Below are 19,619 nucleotides of genomic sequence, written 5' to 3'. Positions count from 1 at the left end.
CAATATGTCTTTCTTTCACAAATTTGAAACAAATAAAAAAGAACTTAGATACCTCCAAGTTCTTTTGCGTATAGTTCTATAACTTTCTGCACGATTAAACCAATGTATAAATACGTGTTTTGAAAATTTAAATACACCTGTATTTAAATTTTCAAAATCAATAGCTTCTTCACATAAGGTTAAATCCATTCCACGTAAAATTCTTTAATGCCACAACCTGAGAAAACGAATCCCAATGGACTCTTTTTCTACAATGATATATTTATTTTTTTCGTTGCATCTCTATCATTAATCATAACCATCTGCGTCTCGTTATTTGGCAAAAATACGATATATTTTCCCTTTCTCACATTCCTCCAAATAACTTTTCCTTCTTCGTCTGTTTTCCCTATTGAGATCCCAATTTCTTTACTGGGTTCAGGTGATTCGTCTTTCATAAGTATAATTTCAAAATCTTTTATTGGCTGTTTTTCTTTATTTTTCACGTGAAAAGTTACAGAATTAACAACCTTACTAAACTTCTTTTCATTATTTACTATATAACTAGTCATTACGATTATGACCAATACACAAAATAAAATCCATAAAAGCTTATTATATTTATTCAGACCATTTTTTAAGATTATTAAAAACATCGTCTGTCACCCGGTTTCCAGAATTCCAAGAATTACTTCCTACTGTATGGGTAGCTATTATTGTTACACCCGTACGAGAATAGTCATGATATACAGGTGCTCCACTTTGACATCCATAAGTGTCCATCCTATATGTTAAAATTCTAGGACTAGTGCCTTCAATTGGTCCATAATCTGTCCACATAGTATATTTTTCATTTCCTACTTTATCACACGGATACCCTGGAACTACTGCGAGTAACCCCTTTGGAGACTCTACATTAGTAGTTCTATATCCTAACCAACCTGTATAATCTCCAGGAGATCCATTTAATTTAATGGCTCCATAATCAAATTCCGAATCTCCATCATCAGTCCATCCACTTACTGAATAAAGCTTTGTCCAACTATAAGGCAAATACGGTGCTTGATCTCCATTTCTACCAGGAGTCACAATAACATTTTTTGCCCATCCACCAAGCTTTTTATTGTAAACACAGTGCCCAGCTGTAAATACTGTATCTTTACTAATTAGCGCTCCTGTACACCCATAAACCTCTTGTCCATTAAATTGAATTACTAAGTGTACTATAGCCCTATAAGGATACAAAGTTGTATTAGTAACTCTAATTCGATCATCTCTTCCTATTACAGAATGTGTAAGGATATTAGATGGATAATTAAAATTACTGTCTCTTAATAAGTATCCCCAATCTTCCCCACCATGTTTACGCCCTTCAAATGAAGGTGAAACAAGATCTTCTCCCCTTCGATCATTACTATACAAAGATTGTTCTTGAAAAAGTACACGTTCTCCCTCATTTGAAACTGATGTCCACGGTACATCTTCTGCATACACCTTCTGATTCACCAAAAATACTGTACAAAAAAAGATAAAAAGAACACCAAAACTATAAAGAGCCAACCTACATCTTATAGAAATAAAGCTATCCAACATAACTTACCTCCTATACAAATGATAGCGAACAATTGAAGATCCCTTTATAAATTCTAGTTTTTCTTTTTTTAGAAGTCAATGTAATTAATAATGATTATCATTATTAATTACATTGACTTAACAAAATCAAACAATGAGTCATATTCTTTACTCTGCGTTCAAAAACCTGTCTCATTAAAGTTTCACCATATTACATAAATCCATAACCTTTTTCACAATCAACTCCGCAGTATTCTCTCCCGGTGGCATTAACAAATTTGTAACTGTTCCATACACAATAGGACTTAATTCTACTTCATATCCGCCATATGCATATTCGTCTTTTGTCGGTAAATAACCAAGATATCCGTTCATATATCCACCAAAGAAAGCCAATTCATTTTGAAGGCTCTCTTTCATTGCTAAGGCAGTTTCTGAAAAAGGTTCCATCGGTATACCTGAAAACATACCATCATTAACTTGAAACAGTTGAACTTCTAAATCTATACGTAACTTCCGAATACCTTGCCTATATTTCTCTAATACGATAGCAAGCCATTCATCCGTATTCACGCCCCACTGCTTCTCGGCTAATCGAGCCATGCTTCGTATCTCATCAATTTCAGGAATATCCTTCAACTTCATTTGCATCATACTTGAAACTGTCCTTAATTTTACAATTGGACTATATGTAACTGTTGGTAACATCGTTAATACATGTCCACTAAGTATGTAAGCCATTTGTTTTAACGCTTCCCTTGAACCGCGATATTTCGCATTCACATTTCCAGCGGCACCTTGAACGATAATAATAGGACAGTTCACTAACTTCTCTAGAATCTCTCTCGTCATTCCAGGATAATCCGTTGATAATTCATCACTATCACCTTTTAAAACATTCGGATGCGCAGTACAAAACACTAAAACCCCAGATAACTCCTTCGTTTCAGCATCTCTTATTGCTAACATGCCAATTCGTTTATCGACAACACCATCTATATTTGTTCCCATCTTTGCTTTTCCATCAGATGTTCTCTCTCGTCGGTTTACACCGATATCACCTGTCGTAACACTCCATCCAACTTCGCATCGCTTTAAATTGTTATTTGCAGTAACAGCACCATGTACTACATTATTTACTAAAATCATTTTATACGACTGCACTAGCGGATCATCACCGACTGTCTCTGGACCGGAATGCGTATGAGTATAAACAACCGTTATTCGCTCAAATGGCACATGAAGCCTACTTGCTACTCGCTCACGAATCATATTCGTATCTTCTACTAACATCCCAATATTATCGATACTTATAAACACAGTTTTCATTTCATCTTTTTCAAATACAAAAACTGTCCCATAAATACGCTCTTCAATATTATTTATTCCTGTCTCTCTATGATATCCGACAAAATCAATACCTACAGGCGGCGTAATATCAACCTTACATACCCCTATTTTGCTCATTTAAATCACTCCATTTCTCTATATAACTCCCTTTTTTCAAGAATAGCATATTTAACTTGGTTCCAAATAAAAAGAACGGACACAGTATCCTATGTCCGTTCTTCCCCTCACACATACTTCCGATGCACCATCTTACCATCATAAGAAAACACAACGCCCTTACTCTCCACAATGGACTCCATATGCACCGTTCTTCCCCATAGTTGATGAAGATATGGTAATACTTTTTCTAAATATTTTAAATCGAGCTCGATTCCTTCGTAACTATGTTTAATGTATAACTCTCCGTTTTTTAAGTAGTCTCCGTCTTCTACTACTAAGTATGGGAAGCCACCATTTGTACGCATATTTACGAGCTGATCACGTACATTTTCCCATTCTTTATCTATTACCTTATATTCTTTTCCTTGGCGCTGGAATAAATACATATCTTCTCTCATTACGAGATCTTTATTTAAGTAGTTTCTTAAGAAGGATACATCCCATTCGATTTCGCGTACTTCAAACATTTTGTCACGGCCAGATCCTGGTTTTACGCCTCGTCGTTTCATTTCTTCAGTCGGATTGTTGTACCGTTCTTCAATATCTTCAAACATTTTAATCCCAAGGTAGTATGGGTTAATGCTTGTTTTTGATGGCTGTACAACACCCGCATTTAATTTCGCAAATTCAATTGCTTCATCAGATGTTAAGTCCATTTCACGAAGTATGCGTTGATGCCAATAGGACGCCCAGCCTTCGTTCATAATCTTCGTTTCAAGCTGCGGCCAGAAATATAACATTTCTTCACGCATCATCGTTAATATATCACGCTGCCAATCTTCTAGCTCACGGCTATATTCTTCAATAAAGAGGAGCAAGTCTTTCTCTGGTTGCGGTGGGATCTTCTTCTTTTTGTGTATATTGGATCGTTCTCTCTTTTTGTTTCGATCATCTAAATTCCATAGATCATCGTATTGTGATACCTTTTTCTTTTCTACTTCTTCTTCTAAATCATCAATACTCCACGCAAGTTTGGGACGCATGAGCGACGGGTCAATGTGCTCTTGAATGGCAAGTACGGCATCTAAAAATGTTTCTACTTCTTCTTTTCCGTACTTATGCTCATATGCTTTCACCCGTTCAGCTGTCGCTGACATACTCTCTACCATATCTCGCTTCGTATTTGAAAAACGAATATTATTTTTGAAGAAGTCACAGTGTGCTAAAACGTGCGCTACAATTAATTTGTTTTGAATTAAAGAGTTCGTATCTAATAAAAAGGCGTAACATGGATCAGAGTTAATAACGAGTTCGTATATTTTACTAAGTCCTAAATCGTATTGTAATTTCATTCTGAAAAATTGTTTTCCAAAACTCCAATGTGAAAACCTTGTCGGCATCCCATATGCACCAAATGTATAAATAATTTCCGCTGGACATATTTCATAACGCATCGGATAAAAATCAAGCCCAAATCCAGTCGCAATTTCCGTAATTTCCGCAATCGCATATTGCAGTGCTTTATCGTCACTTGCTCTCATTATTTTCCCTCCTTACACTTTCCCTTAAGAAAGTGTATGATGAAGAACAAGCTTTCATGAGGATTGATTGCATAATAAAAAGACACCCCCGCAAAAACGAGAATGTCTCATCTATTAACCTTCAATAATCTCCATCTTCTCCGTAATCGGAGTACGTGCTTTTCCTTCTGGCGCTTTATCGAAATAGCCGATATGAAGAATTCCAACGATACGTTGGCCTCTTGTTAAACCGATTCCTTCTATAAATAATGGATTGTAGTTTAATCCGCCTGATTTCCAAACGCAACCTAATCCGCGTTCCCAAGCAAGAAGTTGGAAGTTTTGCATGAATGCACATGTTGCAGCATAATCTTCATCACGTTGAATTTGACGCGGATCTTCATTTATATATACAACGATTTGTGCAGGCGTGCTTAAAAAACGATCTGATAAAATTTTACCGCGTTTCGCTCTTTCTTCTTCCGTGAAAGAGTTTAATACTGCATCTACTAATTTCTTGCGGCCTTCTCCGATGTATAGTTTACAATTCCATGGTTCACGGTGCTTATGATTTGGTGCCCATGTTGCATCGTTTAATAGTTCAATTAATAAATCTTTTTCTACTGCTTTGTCTGTAAATGTACGAACAGAGCGTCTTTCTTTAATCACATTAGCGATGGAAGTATATGTAGTCATATTTATCTCTCCCTTATTTTTATCTATATGTATAAGTTTATCGTCATCATTGATATTGATTTTCAATTTCGATTATACCTTAGTTTTTTACTATTAATCAATGTTTTATGTTGGAAAACTTCTAAAAACGTCATTTCATACTGTGAATAAAAAAACTTGATTTGTTCACAAGTATTTCACATTTTATGGAAATGATATGTGTACAGTTTTCTACATTATCCATCTAGGAGGAGTTTACATGTACAAAAAAATCGCTGTTTGTATGACTATGGCAGCATTATTATGCGGGATATCCACCTTCCCTACATCCGCTGCCACACCAAAAGAAGTAACAATGCATCACCATAAACCAATTCCAGAAGAAGAAATGCAATCGCTAGAAAAACTCGGCTATAACAAACATGAAATTTGGAAAGCTGCTCATATTGCAAGAATTAGTAATAAAGAAATAAAAGATGTTTTAGCTTACTATAAGCAAAATAAATCTTGGGAGAAAACAGCCGAGCATTTCGGTGTAGATCCAAGTAAGCTGAAAAAGCATCATATGAATAAAGAAACAAAGCAAGCACTGCTACAACAGTTAGCAACTATGCAAAAATCCACACCTGATCAGCTAAAGCAAAAAATGAAAGAATATAACATCAAATTGCGTCATCTTACTGTGTTAACAATCATCTCTCAAAAAAGCAATACCCCTCTTGATGATGTATTAAAAATGAAAAAAGATGGAATGGACATTAAACAAATTGCCGAAAAATTAAATGTAAAAAGAGAAGATATACGAACGGAAATGATGAAATTAGTGAAGTCTATTAAAGAACAAAAAACAAATTAAAATGCTAAAAAGGAAGAGGCTTTCACTACTCTTCCTTTTCTTTATGAACTTTCAATTTTTAAGTATAAATTCCCGTCTTTCCCAAAAACTAACACAAGTAAATGATGTAAGTTAGGGGTGAGAAAATGTTCGGTTTATCATCTAAGAAATCAAAAAAGACTAATACAAAAACACTTTGTTCTATCCCAGAATTTATACAAACCATGAAAGAATCAAGCGATTTTGTCTCTTATAACATACTTAAAGATGAAACGTTGTGCTTGTTTTATTATAAATCTGTCGTGGAAGCACTTATTATTAAACAATTCATTTTAACTCCTATAAAAAAGGAATCGGAACAAATCCAAAACATCTCTGATTTATGTAATATTATCTCTATTGAAGACATTATTACCTCCCCTTCTATTGATGATATTCGTGAAAAATTATTAGGTGGATATATTTTAATACGCTTAAAAAACAATTCGAATCCTGATCAATATGCTTTAATTCGTGCCGAAAGTACTGTTTTAGGAAAACGATTATATAACGATACAGAAAATGAGTATAGCGTAATCGGGCCTAAAATCGGTTTCGTTGAAAACCTTGATACAAATATCCACTTATTACGCCGAAATATCGTAACGGAGCAACTCATTTTTAAAGAAGTTACCGTCGGATCTATATCAAAAACAAAAGTAGCAGTTGCTTATATAGAAGGAATTACAAATGAACAATTTGTCAACACCGCAATTCAACGGCTAGAAGACATTGACTTTGATGTCCCATTTGATTCAACTATGATTGAGCAATTTATTAGTGATAATAGCAATTCACCTTTTCCTGTTCTATTACCTACAGAACGATTAGATCGAGCTGTATTTGCATTAATTAACGGGGAAGTTTTAATTTTAACAGATGGCTCTCCATATGCTTTATCAGGACCAACAACGTTACTGGATTTTTTCATTTCACCAGAAGATTATTATTTACCGTGGATGATTGGATCGTTCTTTCGTATTATTCGTTTTTTCGGAGCTATATTTTCTCTTTTTTCCTCCGCTATTTATACAGCGGCTTTAACATATCATTATCAAATGATCCCTGCCGATCTACTAGGTCCTATTATTTTCTCGAGAGCTAACGTACCTTTTCCTCCTATTCTAGAAGCACTCTTTTTAGAAATTACAATCGAATTGCTTCGTGAAGCAGGGGCGCGTTTACCAACAAAAGTCGGACAAACGATCGGGATTGTTGGGGGGATTGTAATTGGCCAAGCATCTGTTGAAGCAGCTTTAACAAGTACAATTTTATTAATTGCAGTTGCTTTATCCGCCCTTGCATCTTTCACAACACCGACTGTAAAGATGTCTTCTACTATCCGGTTGTTACGCTTTCCGCTTATTCTCTTAGCCGGTGCATTCGGAGGATTAGGCCTCGCTGTCGGATTTGTATTTATTTTAGCTCATTTAATTAAATTAAAATCGCTTGGATCACCTTATTTGTTACCTTTATATCCATTTCGTGGTTTAGGTACAGCAGAAGGTTTTCTTCGATTACCATTTAGTCAAACGGCACAAAGACCTTCTTTTCTTAGACCAAAATCAAAATGGCGCTACAATCCAAACAAATCGAAGCAAAAACGTGATGGTGAGAATGAATGAAAAAAATTTTATTGCACCTTATCATTATCTTCTTCGTTTTACAAACTGGCTGTACACAAACGTATATAGTGGATGCACAGCGTATTATTCATATTGCTGGATTTGACATCACAAAAAACAAAAAATTCCAAGGAACTATTCTATTCCCAGAGTACACACATGGTGTAAAGTCTAAACCAGAGACGCAAACAACATCTGCCCGTTCACTTGAAACAATTGCTTCACGATTAAATGCGAAATCTCCTCACAATGTTGTTGTAGGTCAAATGCGTGTCGTCCTATTTGGAAAGGCTCTAGGGGAACGCGGAATGGGAGAGATTATTACTAACTTACAACGTGACCCAAATATCGGGCGTGATGTACAACTAGCAATTGTAGATGGATCGGCTGAAGAGCTTTTAAATTACGGAAAAAAAAATGGGTCTTTATATATTGCTGATTTACTCGAGCAAAATATAAGAAATGAGAACATTCCACAAACTGAATTAAACATTTTTTTATATAATTATTACTCTTCTGTATGTGATGCCTATGTTCCTTATATTAAAATGGACGATAATCATTCTGTCGCTGTCAAAGGACTTGCCTTTTTAAAAGGCGATAAAGTCGTCATGTATACGGATAAAAGACATTCTGTTTTAGCAAAATTACTTATTAATCCTACGAAAAATGGACGTTACGAAGCAGCAATAAAAAAGGATAAACATAAAGGTATGGTTGTGATACAAAACTTAGCTGGGAAAAACAAATATGATATAGATCAAACTGGCGACATACCAAAAGTAAAAATCCATTTAAAATTAAATGGATTAATTAAAAACTCTCCTAATTGGATTGATTTAAGAAAAGAAACAAATATCAACTATATAAAAAAACAAATTGAACGAAATGTCGAAAAAGACTGTGAAGATTTAATAAAACAATTTCAAGAAAAGGAAATTGATCCGTTAGGAATACGAGATGAAATTAGAAGCCATACGAGAAAATGGAATATAAAACAAATTCGAAATATGTATAAAAATGTAGCGGTAGATATAAATTTAGATCTTAATATTGTACAATCTGGAATCGGAGAATAGTGAGGTGAAATAAGCAATGAATACAATGAATAAAACAAAGACAGTATCTCCATATTTTGCATTTATTTTATTGCATTCTCTCCAGATTGGTATAGGAATTCTCGGATATCAACGTGTAATTTTGAAAAATGCAGGTTATGATGCTTGGATTTCTCTTATTATTGCAGGTATTGCAACTCATATTGTACTGTTTTGTATGTTAAAAATGCTTGAAAAAGACGGAGATTTAATTAGTATTCATACAACAACCTTTGGAAAATGGGTTGGCTCTATATTTTCTGTAATTTTCACTCTTTATTGCTTATTATTTTGCCTTACTGTTCTTCGTACATATATGGAAGTGATACAAGTTTGGATTTTCCCTACCATTAAGTTATGGAAGCTTACGCTTATGTTTTTATTAGTCACTTACTACATTATAAAAGGTGGCTTCCGTTCTGTGACAGGGATATGTTTTTGGGGTATTGTTCTTCCTATGTTCGTTGTATTCTTTTTAGTCTATCCGATGAAGTATGCACATTTTCGTAATATTTTACCTATTTTTACACATTCACCTTTTGACATGCTTATATCTGCAAAACACTCTGCATTGGAATTTCTAGGGTTTGAAACAATTCTTATCTTTTATCCCTTTATTGAAAAAGGAAAATCTTTAAAAAGATGGGCCCATGCTGGAATTGCTTTTAGCACCTTAATTTATGTAGTTTTAGCTATCGTATCTTTTATGTATTACAGCGAGGGACAATTAAACCGTACTATTTGGCCTACTTTAACGATGTTAAAAATAATTAAAGTTCCTTTTATTCAGCGCTTTGAATATATTATTATTTTCGTTTGGTTTTTAATTATTTTACCAAACCTTTGCTTAACCATTTGGTCATCATGTCAAACGATGAAGCGTTCCTTTCATATTTCATTTAAATTTACATTACCGTTTTTTATTTTCATCATATTTTCAGCTTCTCTACTTTTCACAAACCGTGAAAGTATCAACACATTAAATACCGTACTATCTCAAGCGGGTTTATATATTGTATACGCTTATATCCCAATTTTATTTCTATTTCATTCGCTAAGATGGCGCTTCAAAAATCAGTCAAAAAAATCTTCAACCGATACACCGTAATCTCTGATACAATTTGATTAATACATTTGTAAAGGGGACAAGCGAATGAAAAAGTATGTATTTTCTTTACTTGCAGTACTAAGCTTAATTCTTGCTGGATGCGGAAGTACTGGTACAAATGACCAAAAATCTTCTGAATCAAAACAAGAAGAACATGACCACGCATCGCACACTCAGCAAGCTGACATTCAAGAGAAAACAAAAGGAGTCGACACACTTCCAACCTTCCTAGATAAGCTTGATCCACAAATGAAAGATATCTACACCGTCGCTGGACAAAATGCAGAGCTATTAGATTGGATTCCATGCTATTGTGGTTGCGGTGAAAGTGTAGGACATAAAAATAATAAAAACTGCTTTATTCGTGAAATTAAAAAGAATGGTGAAGTTGTTTGGGACTCCCATGCAACGACTTGCGTCAATTGCCTAGAAATTGCAGTTGAATCTGCTTCCATGAAACAAAAAGGAAAATCAACGCTTGAAATTCGTAACTATATCGATAATAAATACAAAGAAGGCTATGGCAAACCAACACCTACGCCAATGCCAAAAGCTTAAAAAACGAGGGAATTCCTCGTTTTTTCTTTTCATTCTCATTTTTTCTTAACAAATTCTTTCAAGTGTATTTCTCCTTACTTATCACACACTATATATAACTCTCGGTAAGGAGGGTACACAGTGCAAACATATAACGACTATGATAAAGCTCTCTATTACACGTATTGCTGTAATTGGGATAAATTACTCGTTCTCATGGTTCAAACGAACGATCAATTATTTTCTAAGCGTATTGAGCATTTTTTACACGCTTATCAATACAGCAAGGAACTGCCAGAAGTTGATAAACAATTGCAGCTCCTATTTCAATATATTGACCACGCATCCCAAAAGTCGCATGTAGAAGAAGTAGAACAAATTCAAATGTAAACTATAGCGCTATTCTCTTCCGGAGAATGGCGCTTTTTTTAAATTTTTATATCAATAAAAGTTTCTCCTCATAAAACTTTTATTGATAAACATATTTTTTCTTTCTTTTCCATACCACTTCATACTATAATTTAGTATGTAACTATTATAAGAGAGGTATAAAATATGGGACGAGAAAAAAAGCAAGAATATGCTTTACTTACCGCATGGGGAGCTTCTTTTATCGCTACACTGGGAAGTCTTTATTTTTCCGAAATCATGAAATTTGAGCCTTGTGTACTTTGTTGGTATCAACGTATTTTTATGTATCCATTCGTTTTATGGCTCGGTATCGCTGTAGCAAAAAAAGATTATCGCATCGCAAGTTATTCTTTACCAATTGCAAGTATTGGTGCTTGTATTTCTTTATATCACTATGCAATTCAAAAAGTCCCAGCGTTTTCAGCTGCTGGAGCAGCTTGCGGTCGTGTACCCTGCACCGGAGAATTTATAAACTGGTTTGGTTTTATTACAATCCCGTTTTTAGCACTTATCGGCTTTATTACAATCGCTGTTTGTAGCTTTATTGTCATCAAAAACAAATAAGGAGATGAAAGAATGAAAAAAATGCTTATATTTGGTGGTATTATTATCGCCTTGTTTGCGGCAATTTTCGCTGTAACACAAATGGAAGAAAAAAACGCTTCAACTAGCCAAAAGATTGATAATCCTACTGAAAGTAAGACAAACGGTCCTGACTACTACACAAATAAAATCTCTCTTTCAGATCTTCAAAAGAACTTAAAAGAGAAAAAAGAAGAAACAGTATACTTTTATCAAACATCTTGCGTTCATTGCCAAAAATTATCTCCTGTCCTAGTGCCAATGGCTAAAGACTTAAACGTTGATATGAAAGTTATGGATATTGAAAAATTAGATGCTCCTTGGGATGAATATAAAATTCAAGGAACACCAACAATCATTCATTTTAAAGATGGCAAAGAAGTGAGCCGTATTAGCGGTGAACAGCCGAAAGATAAATTAAAAGAATGGCTTGAGCAAACGAAAAAGTAACGAGAAAAGGAAACTCCTTCTACACATGAAATGGGTGTAAAATCCCACACTAATGTATAAGGAGGGGGTTTTATGCCAGAAGTAAGATGTTCTGTTTCCAACTGTTCTTTTTGGGGACAAGGTAACTTTTGTCAAGCAAGTGCGATCATCGTTCAGCCTGATGCAGATGAAACTGGTCAAACTGAAAATGATTCATATACAGCTGCTGTTTTAACAAACGAGACGCTAGAAAGTTCTGTAGCAACGAGTGTAGAAACTTGTTGTCATACATTTAAGCCTAAATATTAAACAAAAAAAGCATGCGATTAATCGTATGCTTTTTTACATTCCCCTCCAAAAATCATGCATAATAAAAAAGTACAAAATAACGAGAACGGCCGTCCCGCATAAGGTAATGCGCCGATATATACTCTTCTCTCCTTCCCTCGCTTTCACAAACGCCCAAATAAATCCGAAGAACAATATTAAATCAACATATGGAACATAAAAAGAAAAGACGAGAAACGCATATAAATACACGATAAATAAACAGGTCGTTACTAAAAAAACTTTAAACGCAAATTCACTTTTCATAATATAACCGCCCCCTATCTGTACTGTATTATATTCAGCAAAATACAATAGTTGCAGTTAAACTCCAAGTATAAATAAGCTACCGTCTATAATACGGTAGCCATTACGGAACATTGTATTTTCGTTGATATATATTACTTAAAATCGAAGAAGGAATTTGCTCGTAACGAATTTTCTCTCCTGTTTCATCTATAATATACGAATTGTTTCCTATATAATATATTCCATCTTTTCGTTTTGAGTACACTGGATATCTTTCATTTGGCAATACCGTTTTCACTTTCGTTAACTGTCCATTTGGTTCTTGCCAATATATATCCGCGCGGTCTACTAGCGTTAGTACTCCAATTTGTTCTTCTTCTATTTTTCGACCATTCCAGCTCACAACGCGATAACCAAGCTTATTCGCTTCATATTCGGGGCTCGTATGAAAACGAGAAATGATTACTTTTGTTTGTAATTGTACTCTGTCATATAACCATTGTATATCCCTGTCATGCATGCGAATACAACCATTTGATTCCCTACTTCCAATCGTCCATTCCCGGTTCGTCCCGTGAATCGCATATTCATTCTTATCTAGTCCAAGCCACCTCGTACCGAGAGGGTTATTCGGTGCACCCCCAGGTATTTTTTTTCGATGGTATTCTTTATTTTTAAATTTAGTTATAATACAAAAGTTACCTTCAGGCGTAGGTGTACGATCTCTTCCAGTCGTTACTGGAAATGTTTTTGTATAATTTCCATTCTCAAAAAAAGACAACTGATTTGTCGTAAGATTCACTAATATTAAATGATCTGTATTAGCAAAAGCACTAACCGGTAGGATGAAAAATAATAGTATGACGAAACATAACTTTTTCAGCTATATCCCCCCTAGCGCTCACTATAATAAGTGGAGTTAATATTACTTTGCTCTTATAAATGAAAACTATCCATTTACAATAACGCCCCCATTTACATGTATCATTTGTCCAGTAACATAAGAAGAATCACCAGACGCTAAATATACGTATGCCGGCGCTAACTCATATGGTTGACCAGGCCTTTGCATTGGGACATTGCTCCCAAACTGAGAGACTTTCTTCTCATCAAAGCTCGATGGAATAAGCGGTGTCCAAATCGGTCCTGGTGCAACACCATTTACCCGAATCCCTTTTTGCACTAACGATTGAGAAAGTGATCTTGTAAAAGCTAAGATTGCTCCTTTCGTTGCGGAATAATCAATTAACGTTTCATTTCCTTCATATGCAACGATAGATGCCGTATTTATAATGACATCCCCTTTCTTCAAATGAGAAAGGGCTGCTTTCGCAACGTGAAAATAAGAAAAAATATTAATACGAAATGTTTTTTCTAGCTGTTCTGCTGTAATATACTCTAGCCCTTGCTGCGGATATTGCTGTGCAACGTTATTCACTAAAATATTTAAACTACCTAACTGCCGGGCGGTCTCTTCCACAATATCTTTACAATGCTGTTCATTACTCAAATCCCCCGGCAACAATACACACTTTACACCTTCTTTTTCAACACGTTGTTTCGTCTCTTTTGCATCTTCTTCCTCATCTAAATAAGCAATCGCAACATTTGCTCCTTCTTTTGCAAAAGCGATGGAAACTGCTCGTCCAATTCCGCTATCTCCCCCTGTAATTAATACATTCTTTCCTTTTAACTTTTCGCTACCTTTATAATTGGGATCTTCAAACTGTGGTAGAGGATTCATTAATGATTCAATACCAGGCTGCTTATTTTGATGTTGCGCAGGCATTGTTATAAAGTTTTTTTGCTGTGGCATAGCTGCTTTCAACTCCTTTTCCTTAGCATGTGCACAATAAAAAGCTGAAATTCACACATCGGTTTACGATTAATATTCGAATTTAAGACACAAAATATGAATTGTTATAAACTTTTTATGCAAAACTATTGCAAAATAGATAAAAAACGAATATTATATATAACTGTTGTGAAAATTATTCGTAAACAGAAAGGATGTTTATATGTTTAACCTTTCAAAACATAAAACTTCTATTAAAACTGAAATTATGGCAGGTATTATTACCTTCTTAACAATGGCATATATCATTGTCGTAAACCCTGTTATCCTTGGAGATGCAGGTGTTCCATTTGAACAAGCATTTACAGCAACAATTATTGCTGCTGTTGTCGGAACATTATTTATGGCAATCTTTACAAACTTACCAATCGCAATCGCGCCAGGTATGGGATTAAATGCTTACTTCTCTTACTCTGTTGTAAAAGCACATGAAGGCATGACTTTCGCAATTGCATTCTCTGCTGTATTCGTAGCAGGTATGATTTTAATTTTGCTATCATTTACATCTTTCCGTACAAAATTAATGGAAGCAATTCCTGAAAACTTAAAACATGCAATTACTGCTGGTATCGGGTTATTTATCGCCTTTATCGGTTTACGATTAACTGGTATCGTTACAAAAAATGATGCAAACTTAGTTGGACTTGGTAATCTTCACTCTGCTCCAGTTCTACTAGCATTAGCTGGACTTGGAATTACTATTATCCTTATGTCTTTAAATGTAAATGGCGCACTATTTATCGGTATGCTATTAACTGGTATTATCGCTTTCTTCACAGGACAATTAACATTCTCAAACGGTGTTACATCAATGCCTGGATTACCAGAAGGAATTATCGTTTCAAATCCAATTACTGCTGTATCTGACGTAATTAACTACGGATTATACGGCGTTGTATTTTCATTCTTCCTTGTTACATTATTTGATACAACAGGTACATTACTTGGGGTAGCTCAACAAGGTGGATTTATGAAAGACGGAAAACTCCCAAAAGCTGGACGAGCTCTTCTATCTGACTCATTCTCAGCAACTATTGGTTCTATGTTCGGAACGACACCATCAACAGCTTACATTGAATCATCTGCTGGTGTTGCAGCTGGTGGTCGTACTGGTTTAACAACTGTTACAGTAGCTGTTCTATTCGCACTAGCAGCATTCTTCGGACCATTAGTAAGTGCTGTCTCTGGTGTATCAGCTATTACTGCTCCATCATTAATTATCGTTGGTAGTCTTATGATGGGTTCAGTTCGCCACATCGATTGGGACACATTTGATGAAGCATTCCCAGCATTTTTAGTAATCTTAAGCATGCCTCTTACATCAAGTATCGCAACAGGTATCGCACTTGGATTTATTTCATATCCACTTATGAAAGTGGCAAAAGGTAAATTCCGTGCTGTTCACCCACTTGTATATGTATTTGGAATTTTGTTTGCTTATCAATTGATATTCTTACCACATTAAAAAAGTAGAGCATCGAAATTCGATGCTCTACTTTTCTTTTATAACAATCATTCAAACTATAAAGGCACCTCCAAAATATGAAGAAGGTTATAACCTTTTAATACTTCTCTTCTACCTTTAATTCTTTACTATACTTTTGAATGAAAACTGATGAAATAACCATTACTATGCCCACACTAAAACCAATAAGTTGATCTATTAACATTTCATCATGAATAAACCAGCGAAGTAAAAATACGCTACCAAAAATAAACATCATAATAAACCCAATATGCCTAAGTCCTTTATAGACATTTTCCATATGTATCACCTCTTCACATAACATTATCCATATTATACCATATAACCATCAAGTAACCGTATCGTCCTCTGACAATATGCAGCTACCTTTTGATCATGTGTAACAACTAGCACTGTTTTTCCTTCTTTATTAATCTCTTGTAAAATACTCATAATTTTCTCCCCATTTTCTTGATCAAGAGCACCAGTCGGTTCATCAGCAAGTATAATTTTTGTATCTTGTGCCAAAGCCCTTGCTATTGCTGTTCTTTGCTGTTCTCCTCCTGATAACTCGTAAGGATATTTGTTAATATGCCTCTCAAGCCCTACCATTTTCAGCATTTTTTTTGATATTTGCATACGTTTCTTATGAGAAATTCTTCTATATATAAGCGGAAGCATTACATTGTCAACAACTGTATAATCATCTAATAGCGAAAAGTTCTGAAACACAAATCCAACTTCCGTGTTTCTATACTTATGATAATTTGACTTGAATGTACTCGTATCCATTCCATCTAAAAAATACTTTCCAGTAGAGGGGCTATCAATTAAACCAATAATGTTAAGCAAGGTTGATTTCCCAGAACCAGATGGTCCCATAATGGCTATCATTTCGCCTTTTTCTATTGTAAGATTAATATCTTGTAAAGCACTAAAATTACTCTTTCCATATCCCTTAGCCACATTTGCGAGCTGAATCATTTATAACACCTCTTTCATATATGTATTTTTTATTTTTAGTACATTGAAATAAATGATTGCATATATAACGAGGATCATTACAAGTGATAAAGCACCTATAACAACCAATGATTCTATAGAGACTTTTAACGTTCCAAAGAAAGATACTATACTATTTTCTAGCCCTTTCTGAATTTCAATTACTCCGCTATTCTCCCATTGAAAATACATTATGCCTATACATATCGCTAAAACGAATAGCAACATATACTCAATAATAAATGGAAGACATATTTGAAAAGTGCTTGCACCTAACGCTGATTTAATAGAAATACTTTTACGCTCCATATAAAGTGCTGCCATTGATGTTAATACAATAGATAGAAATGAAAAAAATAAGACTGTACCGCTTAATAATAAGGGGTATGACATATTATCAATACCTTGTTTTTCGTTTTCTAACAATTTATTCGGATTTGTAACATAATACGAATAACCCTTACCTTCTGTTACCTTTAATACTTTCTTTTGAAGTTCATTTATATTTATCTTCTCATTTGTTTCTATAATTAACCCATTGTATAAAAGTTCTACACTATAGAACTCTATTTCTTCTGTTCCAATTGGTAAAATCGCCATGTCATCTAATAATGTAATACGATTATCCGATATTTCACCACTTCGAGGATATGTAAATGGTGAATTTTTTTCTAAAAAGCCAATTACTTTTAGCTTCATTTTTCCAGATGGTATAACATCACCAATAGATACCTTTTCTATATAATTAGCCCCTAATATAACAGGTCTAATATCAAATACTGATTTATGAAATTCCGATTCCTCAAAATATCTTCCTTGTGAAATTCGTATACGAAAGTACTTATTAATATCTTTATCAACAATAAGAGTCTTTATCGTTCCATTTTCTTTTTTTAAACTAAGTGAATAGTTACGGAACAGATAATTAGTTTTATTTGTTATTGGTATCATATTAGATAACCCTTGCATGAAATATTGATAATCATTTTTCGCTTTTTCTTCGCTAAACAAGGTTATATCTTGCGTCGCATAAAGTTCATAGAAATTTTTATGAGTCGATAAATTATTTGCTACCGTCATCATTTTTCGATATCCCGAAAGATTACTAACAAATTCTATTGCTGAAGAAAATGCAATAATTAAAGAAATTACTATAATCAAACTTGGTAACAACCGTTTTTTCACAGACCGTATAGAATCAAATATAAAAAACATGAAGACCTCCTACGTTCTTAAATGTTTTCCGGGATATATATTTATAATGTGCTTGATTGGAATTACAGTAACAAAAATTGTAAGAAAAATTATAAAAACAACATTGTATATCAATACATATAGTGTTAACGGTTTTACTAAGTATGTCTGAAAATAAGTATGAATTGTTCCCGAAAATATTTCTAACGTAATAAAAACTAAGAACATCGCTGCTAGAGAAATAAACAAAATTTGAATATATAGTTCGCAGTAAATAGATATATTAGAGGCACCTACTGCTTTTTTTAATGAAATCTCTCTTTCTTTTTTATAAATCCAAAATAAAACCGCAGAAATGCCAGAAACAATTGCAACAAGAATAAATTTATAATAATACTTATTTGCTGGATCTATATGTGTCACATGTAGTTCTTGAAGATCTCGTTCATTCAGTATTTGAACATCTCCCGAAAGCACTTCTTTACTCCTACCCATAAACTTTTTTATTTCGTTATGAATAGATGATGTAGGATTAACAACTGTTAATTGTAATTGTTTACTCGCGATAATACCTTTTTTAGATATAGTAGGTAAGTTTTGAAGTGGAACGTATATGCCTGCTACACCGACGTCACTGTCTTTTCTTGATATAGTTCCTATTTTTTTATATGTATCATCAAATTCATATAACTCCTCTACATTCGTTTGATCGCCAACAACCATATCGTTTACATTTTCACGATGAAAATATTGTCCTTCAGAAATATATGGCTTCCAATAATAATCATCTTTTAAATTCACAGCTATGATCTTTGTTGCCCCTGAACTATTTAATGCTTTTAAATGCTCTACATAAATATCACTTTTAACGAAAGTATCTTGTATGAAAGGAATTATCTCTTCCAATTCAGTTGCATTCGCTATCGGAACAGTTAAAACTTGGTTCTTCTCTGGAAAACCGATTTGAAAAGCAGATATAAAGTTTCGTTTAGACTCTGTTAAAAGTGCGGCTATTGATATAGAAAGAAAAGAAATAAAAAATGACATAAGGAGAATTAAGAAAAACAGTTTATTGCTTTTTATATTTTTAAAAGCTAGGTACATGTCTGTGCTCCTTTTAAATAAGAAGGAGATGATGAACATCCCCTTCTCCTTATCTAAATATTTATAAAGACAACTGTTTAATGCTTTTTACCACTGTAATCGTAAGTTACCATTACTATCAAAAGTACCTTTGTGTGTATCTTCTTGATAGTCATTATTCTCATTTGCATAATGCTCCGAGTATAGTCCTTTTGCACCAAAGGCGTTATATGCACCATTACTCACAGTTGCGTTTAATACTCTTCCAGATTCATGGGATCCTAATTTGTATGAAGCGCTTTCAATATATGAATTATTTCCATTTGATTTAATAAAAGAAATTGCTACTGAACAACGAGATGCATTTTGATTCGTAGTAGTTTGAGCTCTGTAAGATAGTAGGTTACCGCTTAGAGTTGGATAGAATGCACTTGTTGAGGTTGATGTTGCTAATAATACTAAAGTCGTAATTGAAAAAACTTTTCCTTTCATTAACAATCACCTCATAAATTTAATAGTTTAGTAGCGCTACATCATCATAATATCCTTCAAATAAATTCTCCTCAACAAGAAACCCCGGTGTTTT

23 protein-coding genes are annotated in these 19,619 nt (G+C 34.1%); 10 read left to right on the top strand and 13 right to left on the bottom strand.

The annotated features are described in order from the left end of the window. Positions 1-248: 248 nt before the first annotated feature. From BHV55_RS04105 to BHV55_RS04085, 5 genes are all read right to left on the bottom strand, one after another. Positions 249-635, bottom strand: a complete 387-nt coding sequence (locus BHV55_RS04105) for a DUF2606 family protein (protein WP_000478587.1) — start codon at positions 633-635, stop codon at positions 249-251. Then, entirely contained in the window at positions 601-1,572 is a 972-nt protein-coding gene (locus BHV55_RS04100) for a trypsin-like serine peptidase (protein WP_000887282.1), read from the bottom strand. Before BHV55_RS04100 ends, BHV55_RS04105 begins: the two co-directional genes overlap by 35 nt. Before the next feature lie 174 nt (positions 1,573-1,746). After that, the gene (locus BHV55_RS04095; protein WP_070757364.1) at positions 1,747-3,018 is read right to left on the bottom strand and encodes a neutral/alkaline non-lysosomal ceramidase N-terminal domain-containing protein; all 1,272 of its coding nucleotides are present in this window, start codon (positions 3,016-3,018) and stop codon (positions 1,747-1,749) included. A gap of 107 nt (positions 3,019-3,125) precedes the next feature. Next, entirely contained in the window at positions 3,126-4,541 is a 1,416-nt protein-coding gene (gene spoVR, locus BHV55_RS04090; protein WP_070757365.1) for a stage V sporulation protein SpoVR, read from the bottom strand. Positions 4,542-4,655: 114 nt separating this feature from the next. Next, positions 4,656-5,216, bottom strand: coding sequence for a nitroreductase family protein (locus tag BHV55_RS04085; RefSeq protein WP_000214819.1), 561 nt, complete (start codon positions 5,214-5,216; stop codon positions 4,656-4,658). Positions 5,217-5,454: 238 nt separating this feature from the next. On the opposite strand from BHV55_RS04085, the gene BHV55_RS04080 reads away from it, so the two are divergent. The 9 genes from BHV55_RS04080 to BHV55_RS04040 all read left to right on the top strand — a co-directional run bounded on the left by BHV55_RS04080 (position 5,455) and on the right by BHV55_RS04040 (position 12,167). Further along, positions 5,455-6,051 (top strand): hypothetical protein, encoded by a 597-nt coding sequence (locus BHV55_RS04080; RefSeq protein WP_070757366.1) that lies wholly within the window; start codon positions 5,455-5,457, stop codon positions 6,049-6,051. A 125-nt stretch (positions 6,052-6,176) separates the two neighbouring features. After that, entirely contained in the window at positions 6,177-7,694 is a 1,518-nt protein-coding gene (locus tag BHV55_RS04075) for a spore germination protein (RefSeq protein WP_000467489.1), read from the top strand. Next, positions 7,691-8,773 carry a Ger(x)C family spore germination protein gene (locus tag BHV55_RS04070; RefSeq protein ID WP_000722248.1) on the top strand — a complete coding sequence of 361 codons (1,083 nt, stop codon included), beginning with the start codon at positions 7,691-7,693 and terminating at the stop codon, positions 8,771-8,773. Before BHV55_RS04075 ends, BHV55_RS04070 begins: the two co-directional genes overlap by 4 nt. A gap of 16 nt (positions 8,774-8,789) precedes the next feature. Further along, positions 8,790-9,899 carry a GerAB/ArcD/ProY family transporter gene (locus BHV55_RS04065; protein WP_001095041.1) on the top strand — a complete coding sequence of 370 codons (1,110 nt, stop codon included), beginning with the start codon at positions 8,790-8,792 and terminating at the stop codon, positions 9,897-9,899. Positions 9,900-9,944: 45 nt separating this feature from the next. Further along, positions 9,945-10,457 (top strand): PCYCGC domain-containing protein, encoded by a 513-nt coding sequence (locus BHV55_RS04060; RefSeq protein ID WP_000761029.1) that lies wholly within the window; start codon positions 9,945-9,947, stop codon positions 10,455-10,457. A 120-nt stretch (positions 10,458-10,577) separates the two neighbouring features. Continuing rightward, positions 10,578-10,826 (top strand): YhdB family protein, encoded by a 249-nt coding sequence (locus BHV55_RS04055; protein ID WP_001195459.1) that lies wholly within the window; start codon positions 10,578-10,580, stop codon positions 10,824-10,826. 165 nt (positions 10,827-10,991) lie between these two features. After that, on the top strand, positions 10,992-11,411 hold the full coding sequence (locus BHV55_RS04050) for a disulfide formation protein C (RefSeq protein WP_000532264.1): 420 nt from the start codon (positions 10,992-10,994) through the stop codon (positions 11,409-11,411). 12 nt (positions 11,412-11,423) lie between these two features. Beyond that, positions 11,424-11,879 (top strand): thioredoxin family protein, encoded by a 456-nt coding sequence (locus tag BHV55_RS04045; protein ID WP_000738440.1) that lies wholly within the window; start codon positions 11,424-11,426, stop codon positions 11,877-11,879. 72 nt (positions 11,880-11,951) lie between these two features. Continuing rightward, positions 11,952-12,167: a DUF1540 domain-containing protein gene (locus BHV55_RS04040; RefSeq protein ID WP_001115481.1), complete on the top strand. Its 216-nt coding sequence runs from the start codon at positions 11,952-11,954 to the stop codon at positions 12,165-12,167. A 33-nt stretch (positions 12,168-12,200) separates the two neighbouring features. On the opposite strand, the gene BHV55_RS04035 is transcribed toward BHV55_RS04040, so the two are convergent. The 3 genes from BHV55_RS04035 to BHV55_RS04025 form a co-directional block, all read right to left on the bottom strand. After that, complete coding sequence (locus BHV55_RS04035; protein ID WP_000834195.1) at positions 12,201-12,452, bottom strand: hypothetical protein; 252 nt, start codon at positions 12,450-12,452, stop codon at positions 12,201-12,203. 103 nt (positions 12,453-12,555) lie between these two features. Further along, positions 12,556-13,317, bottom strand: coding sequence for a L,D-transpeptidase (locus tag BHV55_RS04030; RefSeq protein WP_025966895.1), 762 nt, complete (start codon positions 13,315-13,317; stop codon positions 12,556-12,558). A gap of 66 nt (positions 13,318-13,383) precedes the next feature. Next, entirely contained in the window at positions 13,384-14,250 is an 867-nt protein-coding gene (locus BHV55_RS04025) for an SDR family oxidoreductase (protein WP_070757367.1), read from the bottom strand. Positions 14,251-14,452: 202 nt separating this feature from the next. On the opposite strand from BHV55_RS04025, the gene BHV55_RS04020 reads away from it, so the two are divergent. Continuing rightward, a complete protein-coding gene (locus BHV55_RS04020) occupies positions 14,453-15,754 on the top strand; it encodes an NCS2 family permease (protein ID WP_070757368.1) in 1,302 nt (433 codons plus the stop codon). Positions 15,755-15,851: 97 nt separating this feature from the next. Here the strand turns inward: BHV55_RS04020 and BHV55_RS04015 are convergent, their stop codons facing one another. From BHV55_RS04015 to BHV55_RS03995, 5 genes are all read right to left on the bottom strand, one after another. After that, positions 15,852-16,055, bottom strand: a complete 204-nt coding sequence (locus BHV55_RS04015; RefSeq protein WP_000432804.1) for a hypothetical protein — start codon at positions 16,053-16,055, stop codon at positions 15,852-15,854. A 32-nt stretch (positions 16,056-16,087) separates the two neighbouring features. Next, entirely contained in the window at positions 16,088-16,738 is a 651-nt protein-coding gene (locus BHV55_RS04010; protein WP_070757369.1) for an ABC transporter ATP-binding protein, read from the bottom strand. Next, positions 16,739-17,971, bottom strand: coding sequence for an ABC transporter permease (locus BHV55_RS04005; RefSeq protein WP_000465076.1), 1,233 nt, complete (start codon positions 17,969-17,971; stop codon positions 16,739-16,741). Between the two features lie 9 nt (positions 17,972-17,980). Then, positions 17,981-19,054: an ABC transporter permease gene (locus tag BHV55_RS04000; RefSeq protein WP_000280227.1), complete on the bottom strand. Its 1,074-nt coding sequence runs from the start codon at positions 19,052-19,054 to the stop codon at positions 17,981-17,983. 87 nt (positions 19,055-19,141) lie between these two features. Further along, positions 19,142-19,525 carry a hypothetical protein gene (locus BHV55_RS03995; RefSeq protein ID WP_048567882.1) on the bottom strand — a complete coding sequence of 128 codons (384 nt, stop codon included), beginning with the start codon at positions 19,523-19,525 and terminating at the stop codon, positions 19,142-19,144. Positions 19,526-19,619 lie beyond the last annotated feature (94 nt).

The organism is Bacillus sp. RZ2MS9 (assembly GCF_001816185.2).
GTDB lineage: Bacteria > Bacillota > Bacilli > Bacillales > Bacillaceae_G > Bacillus_A > Bacillus_A cereus.
Note: the sequence above shows the minus strand (reverse complement) of the source record. Positions and strands in the feature narration are given on the sequence as shown.